The sequence below is a fragment of the Pseudomonas marginalis genome (assembly GCF_900105325.1).
GTDB classification, from domain to species: domain Bacteria; phylum Pseudomonadota; class Gammaproteobacteria; order Pseudomonadales; family Pseudomonadaceae; genus Aquipseudomonas; species Aquipseudomonas marginalis.
Genome location: NZ_FNSU01000003.1, coordinates 2,125,782 through 2,142,812 on the forward strand (window position 1 = coordinate 2,125,782; position 17,031 = coordinate 2,142,812).

Sequence of the window (17,031 nt, forward strand, 5' to 3'; positions counted from 1 at the left end):
GGCCTAGTGCAAGCGCCCGCCCAATGGGTACTCGACCGCCAGGCGGATCTGGTTGGCATCCAGCTCCGCCTGGGCCGCATTGCCCCGGTGCACGGCATGGCGCAGGGTAAAGGCGAGATTTTTCGCGGCCCCGGACTGCACCACGTAGCGTGCTTGCAGGTCGCGTTCCCAGTGTTTGCCCCCATCACCGTAGCCGAGCCATTGGTAGCCACCGCCAGCATCCATGTGGCGGCCGTCGATGCCACTGCCGCGGACATACAACGCCGCCAGGCTCAGGCCGGGCATGCCATGGGCCGCCAGGTCCAGGTCATAGCGCGCCTGCCACGAGGCCTCCCGTGGGGCGTTGAAGTCGGACAACGCCACGGCGTTGCTCAGGTAAATCGCCCCGCGCGTCACGTAGTCGAACGGCGTGTCGCCACTGACTTTCTGATACCCCACGCCCACACTGTGGGCACCGAACCGATAGGTCGAGAGCAGGCTCCAGGTGGTGTTATCGATGCGCCCCGACAACGCCTTGCCAATGTCCTGGGTGCGATACAGGTTCAGGTCAACGGTCAGTGCCTGGCCGGGAAACAGCGGCCGGGTGTAGACCGCCCCCAGGTAATGCTGGCGCCAGGTGTCTTCATAGACAGCACTGAACACGCTGGCGCTCAGCCCCTTGATTGCCGTATTGCGCACGCCCACCAAGTCAAAGCGGTCGCCTTGCCTGCCGTTGGAATAGTTGACGACAAACCCTCGGTCATGGCTGCTGGCGTTGCGGTCGGTGCTCTCATTGAAGTGCCCCGCGAACAGGGTGGTGGCCGGCAACTCGCGGCTGGTCAACCACCATCCCGTCGCGGTTTCGGGCAGCAAGCGGCTGTCGGACGAGGCAAACACCGGGGTTTTCACCCGCGGCTCGCCGTAGCGCAATTCGGTGGAGGAAAAACGCAGTTTGGCAACTGCGCCACCGCGGCTGAACTGCTCCTTGGGGTGGCCGTCATTGTCCACCGCCAATAGCCGTGCCTTCCCGGCGCGCCCACCGCCACTGTCCAGTTGCCAGGCGGAATAAACGTGCGCATCCAGGCCAAAACCCAGGGTACCGGTGGTGAAACCCGAGGCGTAGTCAGCCATCAGGCCATAGGCCCATTCTTCCGCCAGGTCGCTGCGCTGGGATCGCGGTTTGTAGGCGTTGCGTGCGCCGTTGCTGAGGGCGCCATGCTGGTAGTCGCGGCGGTCGTAGACACTGCGGTTGAGCAGGTTCCACTGGCTGTCCTCGATAAAGCCTTTGGCGGTGTCTTGTTCGGCGGCGAAGGCGAGCAGGCTCTGCCCTCCCAATGCCAATAGCAGGGTGCGGGTCGATAGCATCTTCACGGTTTGACTCCAGAACGTGTCAGGCAAAGGTGTTCCGCAGGACGCAGAACACCGTTGGTTCCGTCAGAGGTATTTGAGAATCGCGATGTCGCGACGACGCTGTTTGAGGTCGGCGAACCAGCGTGTCGGGAAGAACAGCAACACCCCGAGTATCACGCTCCACAACCACACCATCGGCAGGTCGTCAAAACCGTAGTAGGTGCCTTGGTTGGCGCCCCAGATCGCCAGCGCGACCAGGTACATGGCCTTGAGCACGTACAGGTGCAGCAAGTAGAAAAACATCGGCGCCCCACCGTAGATCGCCAGGGTCGCAGTGGCCCAGCGGGCCTGCCACTTCTCGAACAGCGCCAACAGCAGCAGCGACAGGCCCAGGGTGGGCATCAGGAACATCAGCGACGGCGGGTATTTCTTCGCGCTCATGAAGCTCATGAAGGTGCGCAGCGCATCACCGGTCTGCACCCAGGGTTTCTCGCCATACACATTGAGGTAGCGGATAAACACGAACGCGACCAGCAGGCCTGCACCCAGCTTGACCAGGCGCGAGATACGCTCCGCCGACGGCATTGCCTTGCCAAACCACGGGCCGATGCCCCAGCCCAGCAGGATCACACCGATCCACGGCAATATCGGATACGTCGTGCGGGCGCGGGTGAATTCGGTAATGTCGATAAACACCCGCTGATGCAGGATCGACCAGGGCACGAAGAACGGCGACTCCGGCCCGACGCTCACGCCGTCGAGCAGGTTATGCCCGGCGACAATCGCCACCCCCAGCACGATCAGCCAGGCGCGCTTGAAGTGCAGCAAACCGGCGAGCACGATCATGCACAGGCCGATACACCAGATCACTTGCAGCCACAACGTCTTGGGTGGGAATTCGGCATTCCAGGCAAAGCACACGAAGGTGATTTCCAGGAACACCAGGAACAGCCCGCGCTTGAGCAAAAACACCGAGGTCTCGCGGGCGCTGTGTTTCTGGCTGTAGAGCCAGGCCGACAAGCCCGTCAGGAAGATAAACGCCGGGGCGCAGATCTCGCTGAGCATACGGGTGAAATACAGGTCCGGGGTGACACTCAAGGCGTCGATCGGGTCGGTGACCTGCCGGTGCAGCAAGAAGGTTTCGCGCACATGGTCGATGAGCATCAACAGCATCACAAAACCACGCAGCGCATCGATAGCCAGCATGCGCGTGGCCGCCGTGACGTTCGTGCGGGCAAGCGTCGGCGCAACAGTGCCCGCCTGACCGGCCAATCCTGAAGAAAGGGTCATATCAATCACTCATGAAGGAGGCAATGAATCAGGCTGACTTTTTCAGCCTGGCGACTTCCGATGCCGGCAGTTGCGACGGCGCGCGAGGTAACGCCGCCTGGCCTTGCTGGCGGTGGAACGACAACGTCGAACTGAAGCGTTTGACGTCAAACCGCTCGGGCTTGCCCGCCGGATCAAGACGCTCCCCAGGGCTGTTGTCCTGGTACTCGACGGCCACCACGTAAGTGCCCTGCCAGGGCAGCTCGAAGCTGACGTTGCCGGCGGCATCGCTGCGCTGCTTGAAGACTTCACCGGAGGCGGTTTCCAGCATCACTTCCTGGCCCGTCAGCGGCTTGCCCGCGTAGAACACCCGGAACTGCGCGCCGCCCGCATCGGCAACGCCGGTGGGGACGATATCCAGGGTCAGCTCCGGGCTACGGGCCCGCAGGTCACCGACCCAACGCGTGGCCGGGGTCCAGGCGGCTTTCAAGGTCTTGGCGCCTTCATGCACATCGAACATCGGATAGTGCAGGTCTTGCGCCAGCAGCGAATCCTCTTGCCCGGGCTGCTCCGCCAGCAGGAACGCCTGGCGCTGCAGGCTCAACTGCAGCGGTGCCGACCGGTCGGCCATCGACCAGGCCCGCAGCTGCCTGAACCGGTCCATGCCCCCCGGGGTCACCTCCAGAACATTCTTGTCATACTCCCCGTAGTACAAGGCCAATGGCTGGCCGGGAAGTTGTTCGTACCAAATCTGATGCGCCTCGCTGGCGGTCGCCAGCATGAACGCCCCATAACCCAACAGTGCTTTTGCGTTGCTCATTCGCATTTTTTTCGCTCCGATTGGTGGTGTTCAACCCAAGGCTGTCGCGGCTGGAAAACACCGCACAACCCTGCGCTCCCTCACTCTGCGAGCATTACAGCGCAGGCCCTTTTGCGTTTTTCGCCGAATTGCACCCACGGATCGGTGCAGACCACTGTTTAAGGGCCCGAAAAAGTGTTTTATGCGGGTTGCGTCGAGATGAGGCGTTTAGCCAAGACTACGAGGGGGAGTGTCCAATTGGGGTGCAAAAGCAGTGAGCTTTGATCGTTCCCACGCCCTGCGCAAAGCTGTGTACCTGATGTACCGAGGTGCCTGCGTCGCAGGCCAGCTCCCACATCTGAACCGGTTCCCCCCATAAAGCGGGGTCAGCTGACAGACCGTCATTGGGGCATAGCTATCTACAACGTCGTAGCCGCCAACAGTAACCACGATGCGAAGCGAGCCGCCCTTGATCTTGCTTTTGATCTTGATCTCAGGCGCCCCGTTAAACCACGCTGGCCGGAATTCGACAGTGATTTGGGGGGTAAACCGGCAGGGATGCCGGTTTAGCCGCCCCGCGCCATGGATGGCGCGTGGCGGCGGCCCCCCAAATCACTGTCGGATTACGGGCACACCGAGCCTGGGCGAGGTGCCGAGTGGTGGGGCGAAGGCCTTTTGCTTACTTTTGGGCCTCTCCAAAAGTGAGTCGCTGTAAGAGCGAAACCATAAGTGGCCGTTACCGCAGCAACGGATATGTACTCATTCCACGCCAACATCCTGGTCGGCTGTCAGGCCGCCATCAGGTTCAAGCCCCCTCCCACAGGAAAGCGCGCGGATTTCAGTGCCGCAGCAACTTGCGCAACGGCACGCCATCCTTGAGCACCGGCGACTTGATCACGATGTAGCTGAAGTACTTGGAGATGCCAATGTTCTTATCCAACAGGCTCTCGACCACTTCCTGGTAGTGCTGGATGCTGCGAGTCATGAAACGCACCAGATAGTCGTAGCCACCGCTGATCAGGTGACACTCAAGTACCTCGTCCACCAGGCGGATATTCGATTCGAACTTGGCGAAGTCTTCGCGTTTATGGTCGCTGAGGGTGATCTCGGTAAACACCGTCACCGAGTCGGTGATCTTGGCCAGGTTCAAGTGCGCCTTGTAGCTGGAAATATACCCGGCCGACTCCAGCCGCTTGACCCGTTGCAGGCAGGGGCTGGCGGACAGGCCCACGGCGTCGGCGAGGCTGACATTGGTCATCCGCCCGTCTTTTTGCAGTTCAACCAGAATACTGATGTCGATCCGGTCCAGCTTGACTTGCCCTTCCATCACGTACCTCTTGACTGCCGTTTGTAAGACAATCTTCTAGCAAAATCAGCGCCGTAAAGACAGCTGATGCTGCGCCACCAGATCCGCCATGCTGTTGATGCAGTACTCCGCCGCACAAGGCGAAGGCTGCCGTGCCCGGTGGCGGCCGATCAAACAGCGGTCCAGCGCCCCGTGTGCGCCGACCGCCGGTCGCGTCACATGCAGCACCGGTTGCAGCTGCGCGCCTCGGTCCGTGAGCCATTGCGGGTCTTCGGCGAGGGAAATGAAATCTTCCGGTGCAATCCCCAATCGCTCGCACAACACCCCGCGGTCCTCGGCATCACGGTCGCCACGCACCAGCAAACGGTAGAACTTGCGCAGGTACAGCATGGCCCCCGGCGCATCCTCGAACAACGACCAATTGCCCGCCGAACGCGCAAAGCTCATACCCTCCTCCCAACTGGCGTGCAGCCCCCAACTTTCGGCCAGTTGGCGATGGGCAAAACACAACACGCCACTGAAGCCCAGCTCGGCGAAACGCGGGTAGAGCCTGGCAACCTGCGTGTTGAATTCGGCCAGCACCTGATCCTTGGCCGGCTGCCCGCCACGGCTGTCGAGCAGCGGCTGCAACGCCGCCCACACCCCTGAATCGCGATCCACCAGCACTTCATCGCAATCGATCAGCAACGCTCGATAATCTGTCAGTCCCATGTGGGGTCAAGCCTCCAATGCCGCAGTTGGCCCGTAGCGGGCACAGCCTCAGTTCAAGACCCGTGCCAAGGCGCCGTCGAGGATTTCCAGCGCTTCGTCGACCTGGGCTTCGCTGGTCACCAGCGGCGCGAGGAAGCGCAGCACATTGCGATGTACCCCGCACTTGATCACCAGCAAACCACCGGCCCGGGCTGCATCGATCAGGCGTTGGTTGAGGTCGGCATCCGGGGTGCGGGCCGGGTCATCCTTGATCAACTCCATCGCCAACATAAAGCCGGTGCCGCGCACATCGCCGATGCGCGAGTAGCGCGCCTGCAAATCGAGCAACCCCTGGCGCAGGCGCTCGCCCAGTACTTGGCTGCGCGCCAGCAACTGCTCCTGCTCGAACGCATCGATCACCGCCAACGCCGCCGCACAGGCCAGCGCATTACCACCGTAGGTGCCGCCCAGCCCGCCGGGCAGCGGTGCATCCATGATGTGCGCCTTGCCGACCACGCCGGACAACGGCAAGCCGCCGGCCAGGCTCTTGGCCACGGTAACCAGGTCGGGCTGGATGCCCGCGTGCTGGAAACCGAACCAGGTGCCGGTGCGACCGAAGCCGGTCTGGATCTCGTCGAGGATCAACACGATGCCATGCTTGTCGGTCAACGCCCGCAGCGCTTGGAGAAACTCAGGGGGTGCGGTGAGGAAACCGCCGTCGCCCTGCACCGGTTCGATGATGATCGCAGCCACCCGCTCCGGCGCTACCTGGGTCGCCAGCAACTCATCCAGGGCCTTGAGCGCGATGTCGCTGGTCACGCCGCGATAAGCGTTCGGGTAAGGGGTATGGAACACCTCCGGCGCAAACGGCCCGAAGTTCTGCTTGTAGGGCTGGCTCATGCCGGTGAGCGTGGTGCCCAGCAATGTGCGCCCGTGGAAACCGCCACGGAAGGCGATGACCGCCGAGCGATTGGTATGGGCGCGGGCGATCTTCACCGCATTTTCCACCGCCTCGGCGCCGGAGGTGAAAAACGCCGCTTTATAGGCTTCCTGGCCGCCGATCATTTCACACAGGCGCTGGGCCAGGTCGAGGTAAGGCTGGTAGGCCACCACCTGGAAGCAGGCATGGGAAACCTTCTGCAACTGGGCCTGCACGGCGGCGACCACCTTGGGGTGGTTATGGCCGATGTTGAGCACGCCGATACCGCCGACGAAGTCCAGGTAACGCTTGCCATCCACGTCCCACAATTCGGCGCCCTGGGCGCGGTCGATCACCAGCGGGTGCGCGGTCACCAGGCCACGGGGCACGAACTGCTCGCGCTGACGGAGCAAATGAGGGGTTTCGTCGACTTTGCTATTCATGGCATTTCCCATCGTGAGTCCGGCAACCGGAAGGTGGTTGCGATGCAGTCCAGAGTACGGCCTGCGGGCAACCAACTACGCCGAACTTGCCCCGTGAGAAATTCGGATCAACTGTTTTCGCCCTGCGTTTCAACAGATCCTGCGCCGGGCTTTGGGCGATGATGATGCTTCCGTTTATCCAGCAGGAAATGCCCATGGCCTTGCTCTACAAAGCTGACCCGGTGCGCGGCCGACACTGGCAGGCACTCTTTGCCCAACACGCGCCGGACATCGAATGGCGCACCTGGCCCGACCTCGGCAACCCCGCCGAGGTCGACTACCTGGCCGCCTGGCAGGCACCGGAAGATCTGGCCCGCGTGCTGCCCAACCTGAAGGTGTTGTTCGCCTTGTCGGCCGGTGTCGATCAGTTGGACCTTGATCGCCTGCCTGCGGGCCTGCCGGTGGTGCGCCTGCTGGACCCGGGCATCACCCGCGGCATGTGCGAGTACGCCAGTTGGGCGGTGCTGAGTCTGCACCGCGACATGCTGCGCTATCGCCAGCAGCAGGTGGCGCGCTGTTGGCAGGCGCACCTGTTGCAGCCAGCTGCGAACCGGCGTGTGGGCGTGATGGGGTTGGGTGCCCAGGCCCAGCAGATCCTGGCGACCTTGGCACCCCTGGGCTTTGCCCTGTCCGGCTGGGCGCGCAGTGCGCACCAGGTGCCGGGGGTGGAGTGTTATGCGGGGGAAGCGCAACTCCCGGCGTTTCTTAGCCAGTGCGATATTTTGCTGTGCGTGTTGCCGTTGACGGAGCAGACCCAGGGGATCCTGGACCGGCGCTTGTTTGCGCAACTGCCACGGGGGGCGGGGTTGGTGAATATGGGCCGTGGGGGGCACCTGGTTGAAGAGGATTTGCTCGAGGCGCTGGAGAGTGGGCAGTTGAGTGGGGCGGTGCTGGATGTGCTGCGGGAAGAGCCGGCGACGCCGGAGCATCCGTTTTGGGAGCACCCGCAGGTGTTGTTGACGCCGCATATTGCGGCTATGACCCAGCCGGAGAGTGCGTTTGCGGTGTTGTTGGAGAATATTCGGCGATTTGAACGGGGGAGGAGATGGTGGGTGAGGTGGATCGGTTGCGGGGGTACTGAGTACATATCCGTTGCTGCGGTAACGGCTGCCTATGGTTCCGCTCTTACAGCGGCTCACTTTTGGAAAGGCCCAAAAGTAAGCAAAAGGCCATCACCCCACCACTCGGTACCTCGCCTAGGCTCGGTATGCCCGAACGCAGGCTTGAATCCGTGGGCCGCCGTCATGGGCCGTCCCTGGCCCAGGACGGCTAACCCGGCGTCCTGCCGGGTTACCCACGGATTCAAGCCTGCGTTCGGCCAGCGTGGTTAACGGGGCGCCTGAGATCAAGATCAAAAGCCAGAGCCAGAGCAGATCAAAAGATTGCTGACTTCGTCAGCGGTTAAGGAAGTAGAAGCCACACCGCGTACGCTTCAATAATCAGGTCGGCTTTAAGGCCGCCTCGCTTTGTTTTTGATCTGGGATCGCCCCGTCAAACACGCTGGCCGAACGCAGGCTTTGGAGCGTGGGTAACCCGGCAGGACGCCGGGTTAGCCGCGCTGGGCCAGGGATGGCCCATCGCGGCGGCCCACGCTCCAAAGCCGGAGTGAGGGCACACCGAGCCTAGGCGAGGTGCCGAGTGTTGGGGCGAGGACCTTTTGCTTACTTTTGGGTCCCTCCAAAAGTGAGTCGCTGTAAAAGCGAAACCATAAGTGGCCGTTACCGCAGCAACGGATATGTACTCAATCAAAAAGCCGCCCAGCTATCGCAATCCCCACATCCTGAGTCGATCCCCGCCCCCCAGATCCGGCGTAACCACCCCTTCCGCAATCACCGCCTCAATCGCCCGCAATACCCCATCATGGGCCGCCCGATACCGCCCATCCCCATTGCCCAAGAAGTCCAACATCAACGCCCCCGACCAGATCATCGCAATCGGATTGGCAATGTTCTGCCCGTAAATATCCGGCGCCGATCCATGCACCGGCTCGAACAACGACGGAAACCGCCGCTCCGGATCCAGGTTCGCCGACGGCGCTATCCCGATGGTCCCCGCACACGCCGGCCCCAGGTCCGACAGGATGTCGCCGAACAGATTCGACGCCACCACCACATCAAACCGGTCCGGCTGCAACACAAACCGCGCGCACAAAATATCGATGTGCTGCTTGTCCCAAGCTACCTCGGGATAGTTCGCCGCCATCAATGCCGTGCGTTCATCCCAGTAAGGCATGCTGATGGAAATCCCATTGGACTTGGTCGCCGCCGTCAGCTTCTTGCGCGGACGAGTCTGGGCCAGGTCGAAGGCGAACTTGAGAATGCGATCAACCCCACGTCGAGTGAACACCGATTCCTGCAGCACGAACTCATGCTCGGTGCCTTCAAACATCTTGCCGCCCACCGAGGAGTATTCGCCCTCGGTGTTTTCGCGGATCACCACAAAGTCGATGTCCCCCGGCGCGCGCCCGGCCAAGGGGCATGGCACGCCGGGGAACAGCCGCACCGGGCGGATGTTCACGTACTGGTCGAAGTCGCGGCGGAACTTGAGCAGCGAGCCCCACAGGGAAATATGGTCCGGGACTTTGTCGGGCCAGCCCACGGCGCCGAAGTAGATCGCGTCAAAGCCCTTGAGCTGCTCGAACCAGTCCTCGGGCATCATCTGCCCGTGTTCCAGGTAGTAATCGCAGTGGGCCCAGTCGAGCACTTCGATGCTCAGGTTCAGGTCCCAGATCCTGGCGGCCTGTTCCAGTACCCGCAGCCCTTCGGGCAGGACTTCCTTGCCGATGCCATCGCCGGCAATCGCGGCGATTCTGAATGCCTTGCTCATGGTGTGTGCCTCGCAAAAATTCAGTTCAAGCCGCCGATATGGAAGGCTTTGACTTCAAGGTATTCGTCCAGGCCGTACTTGCTGCCTTCGCGCCCCAGGCCCGATTGCTTGATGCCGCCGAACGGCGCGACTTCCATCGAGATGATCCCCGTGTTGAGCCCGACCATGCCGAACTCCAGGGCCTCGCCAAAGCGCCACGAACGCTGCAGGTCCTGGGTGAAATAGTAGGCGCCCAGGCCGTACGGGGTGGCGTTGGCCAGGGCGAGGGCCTGGGCTTCGTCGGTAAAGCGCATCAGCGGTGCCACCGGGCCGAAGGTTTCTTCATTGGCCAGCAACATCCCGGCGAGGGTATCGCCAAGTACCGTGGGCTGCACAAACTGGCTGTCACCGCTGGGGACGGCGCCGCACAGCAGCCGGGCGCCCTGGCTCAGGGCGTCGTCGATATGCCGCGCGACTTTGCTCACCGCTGCGGGGTTGATCAGCGGGCCGATGGTCACGCCGTCGTCCAGGCCGTTGCCGACCTTGAGCTTGCCCACCTCTTCCACCAGCCGCGCCGCGAAACGCGCGTAGATACCGTCCTGCACCAGGATGCGGTTAGCGCACACGCAGGTTTGCCCGGCGTTGCGAAACTTGCTGAGCATCACCCCGGCCACCGCCTGTTCGAGGTCGGCGTCATCGAACACGATAAACGGCGCATTGCCGCCCAGTTCCAGGCTCAAGCGCTTGATGTGCTCGGCACTCTGGCGCATCAACAGGCGGCCGACGGCGGTGGAGCCGGTAAAGGAAATCTTGCGCACCGCCGGGTTGCCGGTCAGCTCTTCGCCAATGCCGGCGGGTAAGCCGGTGATCACATTGAACACCCCGGCCGGAATGCCGACGCGCTCGGCCAGCACCGCCAGGGCCAGGGCCGACAGCGGCGTGAGGTCCGAGGGTTTGACGATGATCGGGCAACCGGCGGCCAGCGCCGGTGCGCATTTGCGCGTGATCATCGCGTTGGGGAAATTCCATGGGGTGATGGCGGCGCATACGCCCACCGGTTGCTTGAGGGTCAGCAAACGCCGATCACCGCTGGGCGCGGGCATGGTTTCGCCGTAGACCCGGCGCGCTTCCTCGGCGAACCATTTGACGAAACCGGCACCGTAGCGCACTTCGCCACGGGCTTCGTTCAGGGGTTTGCCCTGCTCGCAGGTCATGATCAGCGCCAGGTCATCGAGGTTGTCGATCATCACCTGGTACCAGCGCTCCAGCAGCGCCGCGCGTTCGGCAGTCGGGCGTGCGCGCCAGGCCGGCCAGGCACGCTCGGCGGCTTCGATGGCGCGGCGGGTGTCCACCGCGTCCATGGCCGGCACCTGGGCAATCAAGTGGCCGGTGGCCGGGTCGCGGATGTCCAGGGTGGCGCCGCTGTCGGCAGCGATCCACTGGCCATCTACGTAGGCGAGTTCAGCCAGCAGGCTGGGGTCTTGCAAGCGATTCTTGAGCATGGTCGAGTCCTGATCCGAGACACGCTCCAGTCTAGGGAGGCGCCGCAAACGAGGATGCCGAAAGCGCGGTTAAAGCAGCGTGCCGTGCTGAAATTGCGTTCAGGACGGCAGGCTCTGCTAGGCCGTCAGCGAACCGAGCAAGCCTTGCAAAAAGCGCTCGCCGGCGTCCATCTGGCTGATCTCGATAAACTCGTCGGGCTTGTGCGCCTGCTCGATGGAGCCCGGCCCGCACACCACCACCGGTACGTCCAGGCGCTGCTTGAACAGGCCGCCTTCGGTGCCGAACGAGACCTTGGAGGTGCCGGTGCCCGGCGCGGCGAATTGCTTGAGAAAGTGCACCGCCTCGACACTGGGGTGGGTGTCGAGGCCAGGATAGACGTTGATCGTTTCGATCTCGATGGCCGCCACGCTGGACAGCTTCTGCGCCTCACGCACGATCACCTCGGCGCGCTCGCGCATCTGCTCCAGGAACGCGTCCAGGTCGTCGGCCGGCAGGTTGCGCACTTCGAAGTCCAGGGTGCACAGGTTGGGCACGATATTCAGCGCCTTGCCGCCGATAATCTGGCCCACATGCACGGTGCTGTAGGGCACGTCATAGTCATTGTCCTGGGCACCATGGCGTTGCAACTGCTGCTGGCTGTCACGCAGGGCGGCGATAAAGTCGCAGGCCACGTGGATGGCGTTGACCGAGCGCGGCGCCAGGGATGAATGCGCCTCCTGGCCTCGGCAGTACGTGCGGTAGGACCCCTTGCCCTTGTGGCCGAGGACAAACTGCATGTTGGTCGGCTCACCGATCACACACAGAAACGGCCGCACCGGCGCCAGGTGCAGCACGTCGAGCAAGCGCCGCACGCCGACGCAGCCGATTTCTTCGTCATGGGACAGGGCCAGCTGCAGCGGGCGGTTCAGGCTGTGGTCGGCGGCGTCCAGCATGGCGTCGATGGCCAGGGCGATAAAGCCCTTCATGTCGCAGCTGCCACGCCCATAAATGCGCCCGTCCTGCACGGTGGCGGCAAAGGCGGGAAAGGTCCAGGCCTGCCCCGCCGCCGGCACCACGTCGGTGTGCCCGGACAGCAGCACGCCGGGCTGTTCCCTGGGCCCGGTGCTGGCGAACAGGTTGGCTTTCTTGCCGCTGGGGTCCTTGACGATCAGCGAGTCGATGCCCTTGGTCAGCAGCAGGTCGCGCACATACTCGATCAAGGCCATGTTCGACTCCGATGACACGGTGTCGAAGGCCATCAGCTGTTTCAGAATCTCCAATACGCGGGGTTTCATGAGGCCTGGCTCCGTTGCTCGTCAGGTAGGGCGAACCGGGTGATGGAGAATGGCTCGATCGGGGTACTGGTGCTGCCAGTGGCGAGCAGCTCGGCCATCACATCGCCGACGCCCGGGCCAAGCTGGAAACCGTGGCCGCAAAACCCGAAGGCATAGAACAGCCCGTCAACCGTACCGCTGGGGCCCATCACCGGCAGCGAGTCCGGCAGGTAGCCTTCGATGCCGCTCCACACGCGGATGATGTTCAGGTTGCCGACGCCCGGCAGCAGGCGGCGCATCTGGCTGACCTGGTTGAGGATGCTGCGCGGTTCCACATAGGCGCGGCGGTTGAGCATGTCCGGCTTGCTGCGGTAGCCGCCGCCGATGACGATATTGCCCCGGGGAATCTGGCGGAAGTAGATCACCTCTTCGGGCACCTTGGTGTACACGCCGATCACGGTGGGCAAGGCATAAGGCACCGGCTCGGTCACGGCCATTTGCGGGCCGTGGGTGTCCAGCGGCACCGGTTCGCCGAACTGCGCCGAGAGCTTCTGGCCCCAAGCGCCGGCGGTGATCAACAGTTGCGCGGCGTGGAACTGGCGGCCGTCGGTGGTGGTGACCTGGAAGTCGGCGCCGACCTTCTGCACCTCGGCCACTTCGGTGCGTTCTTCGATCTGCGCGCCCAGGCGCCGGGCGGCACGGGCAAACGCCGGCGCGGCCAGGCGCGGGTTGGCATGGCCATCGTGGGGCGCGTAGGAGCCGCCCTTGACGTCCGGGCCGAGGAAGCCGAAGCGTTGATGCAGTTCGGCGCCACCATAAATCTTCAGGTCCAGTTGTTGCGCTTCCGGTGCGGCGGCGTAGGCCTCCAGCTCGGCAATTTCATCCTCGCGGTAACACACGCGCATATGCCCGCTGGGGATGAATTCCAGGTCGTCGTCGATCAGTTCCGGCAGGCGCTTCCACAGCGCCCACGAGCGGTTGGCCAGGGCCAGTTGGCCGAGGAAACGCCCTTGCCGGCGCACATTGCCGAAGTTCACACCACTGGCGTACTGGCCGATCTGGTCGCGCTCCAGCAGGATCACCGACTGCCCGCGACGGCGCAGAAAAAACGCAGTCGCCGAGCCCATCAGCCCCCCGCCGACAATCACCACATCGGCTTTTTTCACACTCATGACGAGACCTCCTCGGTGATCAGCATCGATAACGGTTTGACCGGCGCCTGGCCGCGCTGGCGCCCGACCGCCTGCACCGGCACGCCGGCAGCGGCGGCGATCACTTCGGCCCCGGCCTGGGAGCAATAACGCCCCTGGCAACGACCCATGCCCACACGGCTGAACGCCTTGGCGCGATTGACTTCGCAGGCGCCCTTCTCTTTCACCGTGCGCCGCAGCTCGCCAGCGCTGATCATCTCGCAGCGGCACACGATGGCGCTGTCCGGCAACGCCTTGGCCTGTTCGCTCGGCCACGGGAACGCCTGGGCCAGGCCCAGGCGGAATTGATCCATCACCGCCAGGGCCTGCTGTTGCTCATCCCGCAGGCCGGTGTCCACCGGTTGTTGCAGGTCTTCCAGCAGCGCCAGCGCCACCAGGCGCCCGGCATGCTCGGCGGCATCGGCGCCGCGAATTTTCGCACCGTCACCGGCCGCGTACACGCCCTTCACCGAGGTGCGCCCGGCGTCATCCGTGGCCAGCCACCATTGGCTTGATGCCTCATCGAACGCCATGCGACAGCCGGCCAGGTCACCCAGCTGGGTTTCCGGGCGCAGGTGGTAACCCAGCGCAACGGCATCGGCCTGCACCGTGACGGTCTGCCCGTTACCAGTGGTAAAGCGCACACCGCTTACACCATTGGCCGCGTCGCCCATCACTTGCAGCGGCTTGACCCCCAGGTGCACCGCCACCTTGGCGCGGTACAGTTGCGCCAATAGCTTGATCCCGGTGAACAGCACGCCAGGCCGCGCCAGCAGTTTGGGCAAGGCTTTCAGACGCAGGCTCAAGGCTGAGGTGTCGAGCACCGCCGCCACCTCGGCGCCGGCCTTCACGTACTGGCTGGCGACCAGGTACAGCAACGGCCCGCTGCCCATGAACACCACGCGATGACCGATGGACACGGCCTGGTTTTTCAAGGCGATCTGCGCCCCGCCCAGGCTGTAGGTGCCCGCCAGTTGCCAGCCCTCGATGGGCATCAGGCGGTCGGTGGCGCCGGTGCAGAGGATCAGTGCATCGTAATCCACCGTGGTGTGGCGGCCCTGGCTCACGCAGCACAGTTGCCCCGGCGTGAGGTTCCACACCAGGGTGTCGGGGCGGTAGTCGATGGCGTCGCGCAGGCGGTCGAAACTCTGGTGCAGCGCCTGGGCCTTGGCGGCCTCGCTGCCGTACAGGGTCGCGTAGTCGCGGGTGAAGCCTTCTGGCTGACGCCGATAGATCTGGCCACCGTCGCGGCGGTTTTCATCGATCAGGATCGGTTTGATCCCGGCCGCCAGCAGGGTTTCGGCGCAGCGCGCCCCGGCCGGTCCGGCGCCCACAATAACTACCCGTGCAGTGGCCATGTCGCCTCCGGTTGTGTGGTAACGATGTCCAGCCCGTCACGGACTTCATTGGAACAGGCGCGCAGGCGTTCGCCGCTGCGGGTCCACACCCAGCAATCCTGGCACGCGCCCATCAAGCAGAAACCGGCGCGGCGGCCGCTGTCGAATTCCGACTGGCGCAGCGCGTTGCCCTGGGTCAGCAGCGCGACCATCAAGGTGTCGCCCTGCAGGGCTTGGACGGCGGCGCCATCCACGGTCAGGCTGACCGTCGGCCGGCCCTGTTCGGCCAGCCTCACAAAACGCCCGTTCATGCATAGGCTCCCACAGTGAGGGTGTTGACGCCCTGCTGGGTATCCAGCAAATGGGCGCTGTCGTGGTGGCAAAGGATTTCACCACCGTCGTCAAGGCGGCGGCGCGGCGGCGCGGTGCGGTTGCACAGGCCGTCGACGCGCACCGGGCAGCGATTGAGGAAGGTGCACAGTTCCGGCCCATTGACCCGCTCGCCGAGCGCTGGCAGCGTGTCGCCTGCAGTACCGCAGGTTTCCAGCCAGCCCTGGCGCAACTCGGGCACCGAGTGAATCAACAGGTCGGTGTAGGGATGGAACGGCGGCTCGGCAAACGCCTGGCGACTGCCGGCCTGGACCTTACGGCCGCTATACATCACCACAATGTCATCGCACAGCGCGCGCACGGTAGAAATGTCGTGGCTGATAAACAGGTACGACACCCCCAGTTGCTGGCGCAGGTCGCGCAGCAGTTCGAGGATCGCCGCCCCCACCACGGTGTCGAGGGCCGAGGTCACTTCGTCGCAGAGGATCAGGTCGGGCTTGGCCGCCAGCGCGCGGGCCAGGTTGACCCGCTGCTTTTGCCCGCCGGACAGCTCATTCGGGCGCCGTTCGGCGAGGTCACGGGGCAGGCGGACCAGGTCGAGCAGTTCGCCGATGCGGGCTTGCAGCGCCGCGCCCTTGAGGCCGAAATACATTTTCAACGGCCGACCGATGATGGCCGCCACGCTGTGCATGGGGTTGAGCGCGGTGTCGGCGTTCTGGAACACCATCTGGATCCGCCGGAACTGTTCCGGGGTGCGCTCGGCGAGGCTGCCGCCCAAGGGCTGCCCGTCGAAGGCCAGGCCGCCGAGGGCCGGGGTCAGCAGCCCCGCCACCACCCGGGCCAGTGTGGACTTGCCCGAGCCCGACTCGCCGATCACGCCGATGGCCTGGCCACGGCGCACGGTGAGGTCGATGTCTTCCAATACCCGAATCGACGGCATGCCGTGCAGGTTCTTGTTGCCGTAGCCAGCGGTGAGGCCGGTGATGGTCAGCAGCGGAACCTCCCCGGCGACGCCGCAGGGCGGGCGAATAGTGGTGTCGGGCCGTGCGGCGGCCAGCAGGCTGCGGGTGTAGGCGTGGGTCGGGGCATTGAGCAGCGGCGCCGTGGCGCTCTGTTCGAGGATCTGCCCGCCGTTGAGCACCACGATCTGGTCGGCCATTTGCGCCACCACTGCGAGGTCGTGGGACACGTACACCGCCGTGGCCCCGCGCTCGCGCACCACGCGTTTGAAGGCGCGTAGCACGTCGATCTGGGTGGTCACGTCCAGGGCGGTGGTCGGCTCGTCGAGCACCACCAGCAGCGGGTCGCTGATCAGCGCCATCGCCGCCATCACCCGTTGCAGCTGCCCGCCGGAGACCTGGTGCGGGTAGCGTTGGCCGATGCGTTCCGGGCCCGGCAGCGCCAGGTCGCGGAACAGGCCGATAGCCTTGGCGTGCAGCTCGGCGCGCGTGCCCAGGCCGTGGATCAGTGCGCCTTCGATGACCTGGTCGATGAGTCTTTTCGCCGGGTTGAATGCGGCGGCGGCGCTTTGCGCGATATAGGACACACGGTTGCCGCGCAGGCCCTGCAATTGGTGTTCGCCCAGGGCGAGCATGTCATGCTCGCCGACCTGCACCACGCCGCCGGACAAGCGACACCCGCGCCGTGCATACCCCAGCAAGGCCAGGGCGATGGTGGTCTTGCCCGAGCCGGACTCGCCGATCAATGCCAGCACTTCACCTTGTTTCAGGGCAAAGCTCACGCCCTTGACGATTTCCACCTCGCCGCGCTCGCCGCAGGCGACCACGCGCAGGTCTTCGACGCGAATCAATTCAGTCAT

The 17,031-nt window shown here is 64.1% G+C and carries 12 protein-coding genes and 2 pseudogenes; 1 reads left to right on the forward strand and 13 read right to left on the reverse strand.

Features of this window, described 5'->3' with window-relative positions; genetic code table 11:
• Nucleotides 1–3: 3 nt before the first annotated feature.
• The 6 genes from BLW22_RS18900 to gabT all read right to left on the reverse strand — a co-directional run bounded on the left by BLW22_RS18900 (nt 4) and on the right by gabT (nt 6,755).
• Complete coding sequence (locus BLW22_RS18900; protein WP_413038080.1) at nt 4–1,344, reverse strand: OprD family porin; 1,341 nt, start codon at nt 1,342–1,344, stop codon at nt 4–6.
• Between the two features lie 69 nt (nt 1,345–1,413).
• Nucleotides 1,414–2,619: an acetyltransferase domain-containing protein gene (locus tag BLW22_RS18905; RefSeq protein WP_065926969.1), complete on the reverse strand. Its 1,206-nt coding sequence runs from the start codon at nt 2,617–2,619 to the stop codon at nt 1,414–1,416.
• Between the two features lie 28 nt (nt 2,620–2,647).
• Nucleotides 2,648–3,418 carry a DUF4198 domain-containing protein gene (locus BLW22_RS18910; RefSeq protein ID WP_235865597.1) on the reverse strand — a complete coding sequence of 257 codons (771 nt, stop codon included), beginning with the start codon at nt 3,416–3,418 and terminating at the stop codon, nt 2,648–2,650.
• 817 nt (nt 3,419–4,235) lie between these two features.
• Nucleotides 4,236–4,724: an Lrp/AsnC family transcriptional regulator gene (locus BLW22_RS18915; protein WP_010449292.1), complete on the reverse strand. Its 489-nt coding sequence runs from the start codon at nt 4,722–4,724 to the stop codon at nt 4,236–4,238.
• Between the two features lie 45 nt (nt 4,725–4,769).
• Nucleotides 4,770–5,414 (reverse strand): HAD family hydrolase, encoded by a 645-nt coding sequence (locus BLW22_RS18920; RefSeq protein ID WP_065926967.1) that lies wholly within the window; start codon nt 5,412–5,414, stop codon nt 4,770–4,772.
• Between the two features lie 48 nt (nt 5,415–5,462).
• Entirely contained in the window at nt 5,463–6,755 is a 1,293-nt protein-coding gene (gene gabT, locus BLW22_RS18925) for a 4-aminobutyrate--2-oxoglutarate transaminase (protein WP_074847266.1), read from the reverse strand.
• 194 nt (nt 6,756–6,949) lie between these two features.
• Here gabT and BLW22_RS18930 point away from each other — a divergent pair.
• A pseudogene (locus BLW22_RS18930) lies at nt 6,950–7,875 on the forward strand (2-hydroxyacid dehydrogenase).
• Nucleotides 7,876–8,535: 660 nt separating this feature from the next.
• On the opposite strand, the pseudogene BLW22_RS18935 reads toward BLW22_RS18930, so the two are convergent.
• From BLW22_RS18935 to BLW22_RS18965, 7 genes and pseudogenes are all read right to left on the reverse strand, one after another.
• A pseudogene (locus BLW22_RS18935) lies at nt 8,536–9,620 on the reverse strand (tartrate dehydrogenase).
• 20 nt (nt 9,621–9,640) lie between these two features.
• Entirely contained in the window at nt 9,641–11,101 is a 1,461-nt protein-coding gene (locus tag BLW22_RS18940) for an NAD-dependent succinate-semialdehyde dehydrogenase (RefSeq protein ID WP_074847267.1), read from the reverse strand.
• A gap of 117 nt (nt 11,102–11,218) precedes the next feature.
• Nucleotides 11,219–12,376, reverse strand: a complete 1,158-nt coding sequence (argE, locus tag BLW22_RS18945; protein WP_065948065.1) for an acetylornithine deacetylase — start codon at nt 12,374–12,376, stop codon at nt 11,219–11,221.
• The gene (locus BLW22_RS18950; RefSeq protein WP_074847268.1) at nt 12,373–13,527 is read right to left on the reverse strand and encodes an NAD(P)/FAD-dependent oxidoreductase; all 1,155 of its coding nucleotides are present in this window, start codon (nt 13,525–13,527) and stop codon (nt 12,373–12,375) included. Before BLW22_RS18950 ends, argE begins: the two co-directional genes overlap by 4 nt.
• A complete protein-coding gene (locus BLW22_RS18955; RefSeq protein ID WP_074847269.1) occupies nt 13,524–14,903 on the reverse strand; it encodes an FAD/NAD(P)-dependent oxidoreductase in 1,380 nt (459 codons plus the stop codon). The genes BLW22_RS18950 and BLW22_RS18955 overlap by 4 nt, the downstream gene beginning before the upstream one ends.
• The gene (locus tag BLW22_RS18960; RefSeq protein WP_053138839.1) at nt 14,885–15,193 is read right to left on the reverse strand and encodes a (2Fe-2S)-binding protein; all 309 of its coding nucleotides are present in this window, start codon (nt 15,191–15,193) and stop codon (nt 14,885–14,887) included. The genes BLW22_RS18955 and BLW22_RS18960 overlap by 19 nt, the downstream gene beginning before the upstream one ends.
• Nucleotides 15,190–17,031 carry an ABC transporter ATP-binding protein gene (locus BLW22_RS18965; protein WP_074847270.1) on the reverse strand — a complete coding sequence of 614 codons (1,842 nt, stop codon included), beginning with the start codon at nt 17,029–17,031 and terminating at the stop codon, nt 15,190–15,192. Before BLW22_RS18965 ends, BLW22_RS18960 begins: the two co-directional genes overlap by 4 nt.

Coding starts and splice junctions, on each gene's coding strand:
- BLW22_RS18960 (WP_053138839.1), bottom strand. CDS start 15,193: ATGAACGGGCGTTTTGTGAGGCTGGCCGAACAGGGCCGGCCGACGGTC.
- gabT (WP_074847266.1), bottom strand. CDS start 6,755: ATGAATAGCAAAGTCGACGAAACCCCTCATTTGCTCCGTCAGCGCGAG.
- BLW22_RS18900 (WP_413038080.1), bottom strand. CDS start 1,344: ATGCTATCGACCCGCACCCTGCTATTGGCATTGGGAGGGCAGAGCCTG.
- BLW22_RS18915 (WP_010449292.1), bottom strand. CDS start 4,724: ATGGAAGGGCAAGTCAAGCTGGACCGGATCGACATCAGTATTCTGGTT.
- BLW22_RS18950 (WP_074847268.1), bottom strand. CDS start 13,527: ATGAGTGTGAAAAAAGCCGATGTGGTGATTGTCGGCGGGGGGCTGATG.
- BLW22_RS18910 (WP_235865597.1), bottom strand. CDS start 3,418: ATGAGCAACGCAAAAGCACTGTTGGGTTATGGGGCGTTCATGCTGGCG.
- BLW22_RS18940 (WP_074847267.1), bottom strand. CDS start 11,101: ATGCTCAAGAATCGCTTGCAAGACCCCAGCCTGCTGGCTGAACTCGCC.
- BLW22_RS18955 (WP_074847269.1), bottom strand. CDS start 14,903: ATGGCCACTGCACGGGTAGTTATTGTGGGCGCCGGACCGGCCGGGGCG.
- BLW22_RS18920 (WP_065926967.1), bottom strand. CDS start 5,414: ATGGGACTGACAGATTATCGAGCGTTGCTGATCGATTGCGATGAAGTG.
- argE (WP_065948065.1), bottom strand. CDS start 12,376: ATGAAACCCCGCGTATTGGAGATTCTGAAACAGCTGATGGCCTTCGAC.
- BLW22_RS18965 (WP_074847270.1), bottom strand. CDS start 17,031: ATGACTGAATTGATTCGCGTCGAAGACCTGCGCGTGGTCGCCTGCGGC.
- BLW22_RS18905 (WP_065926969.1), bottom strand. CDS start 2,619: ATGACCCTTTCTTCAGGATTGGCCGGTCAGGCGGGCACTGTTGCGCCG.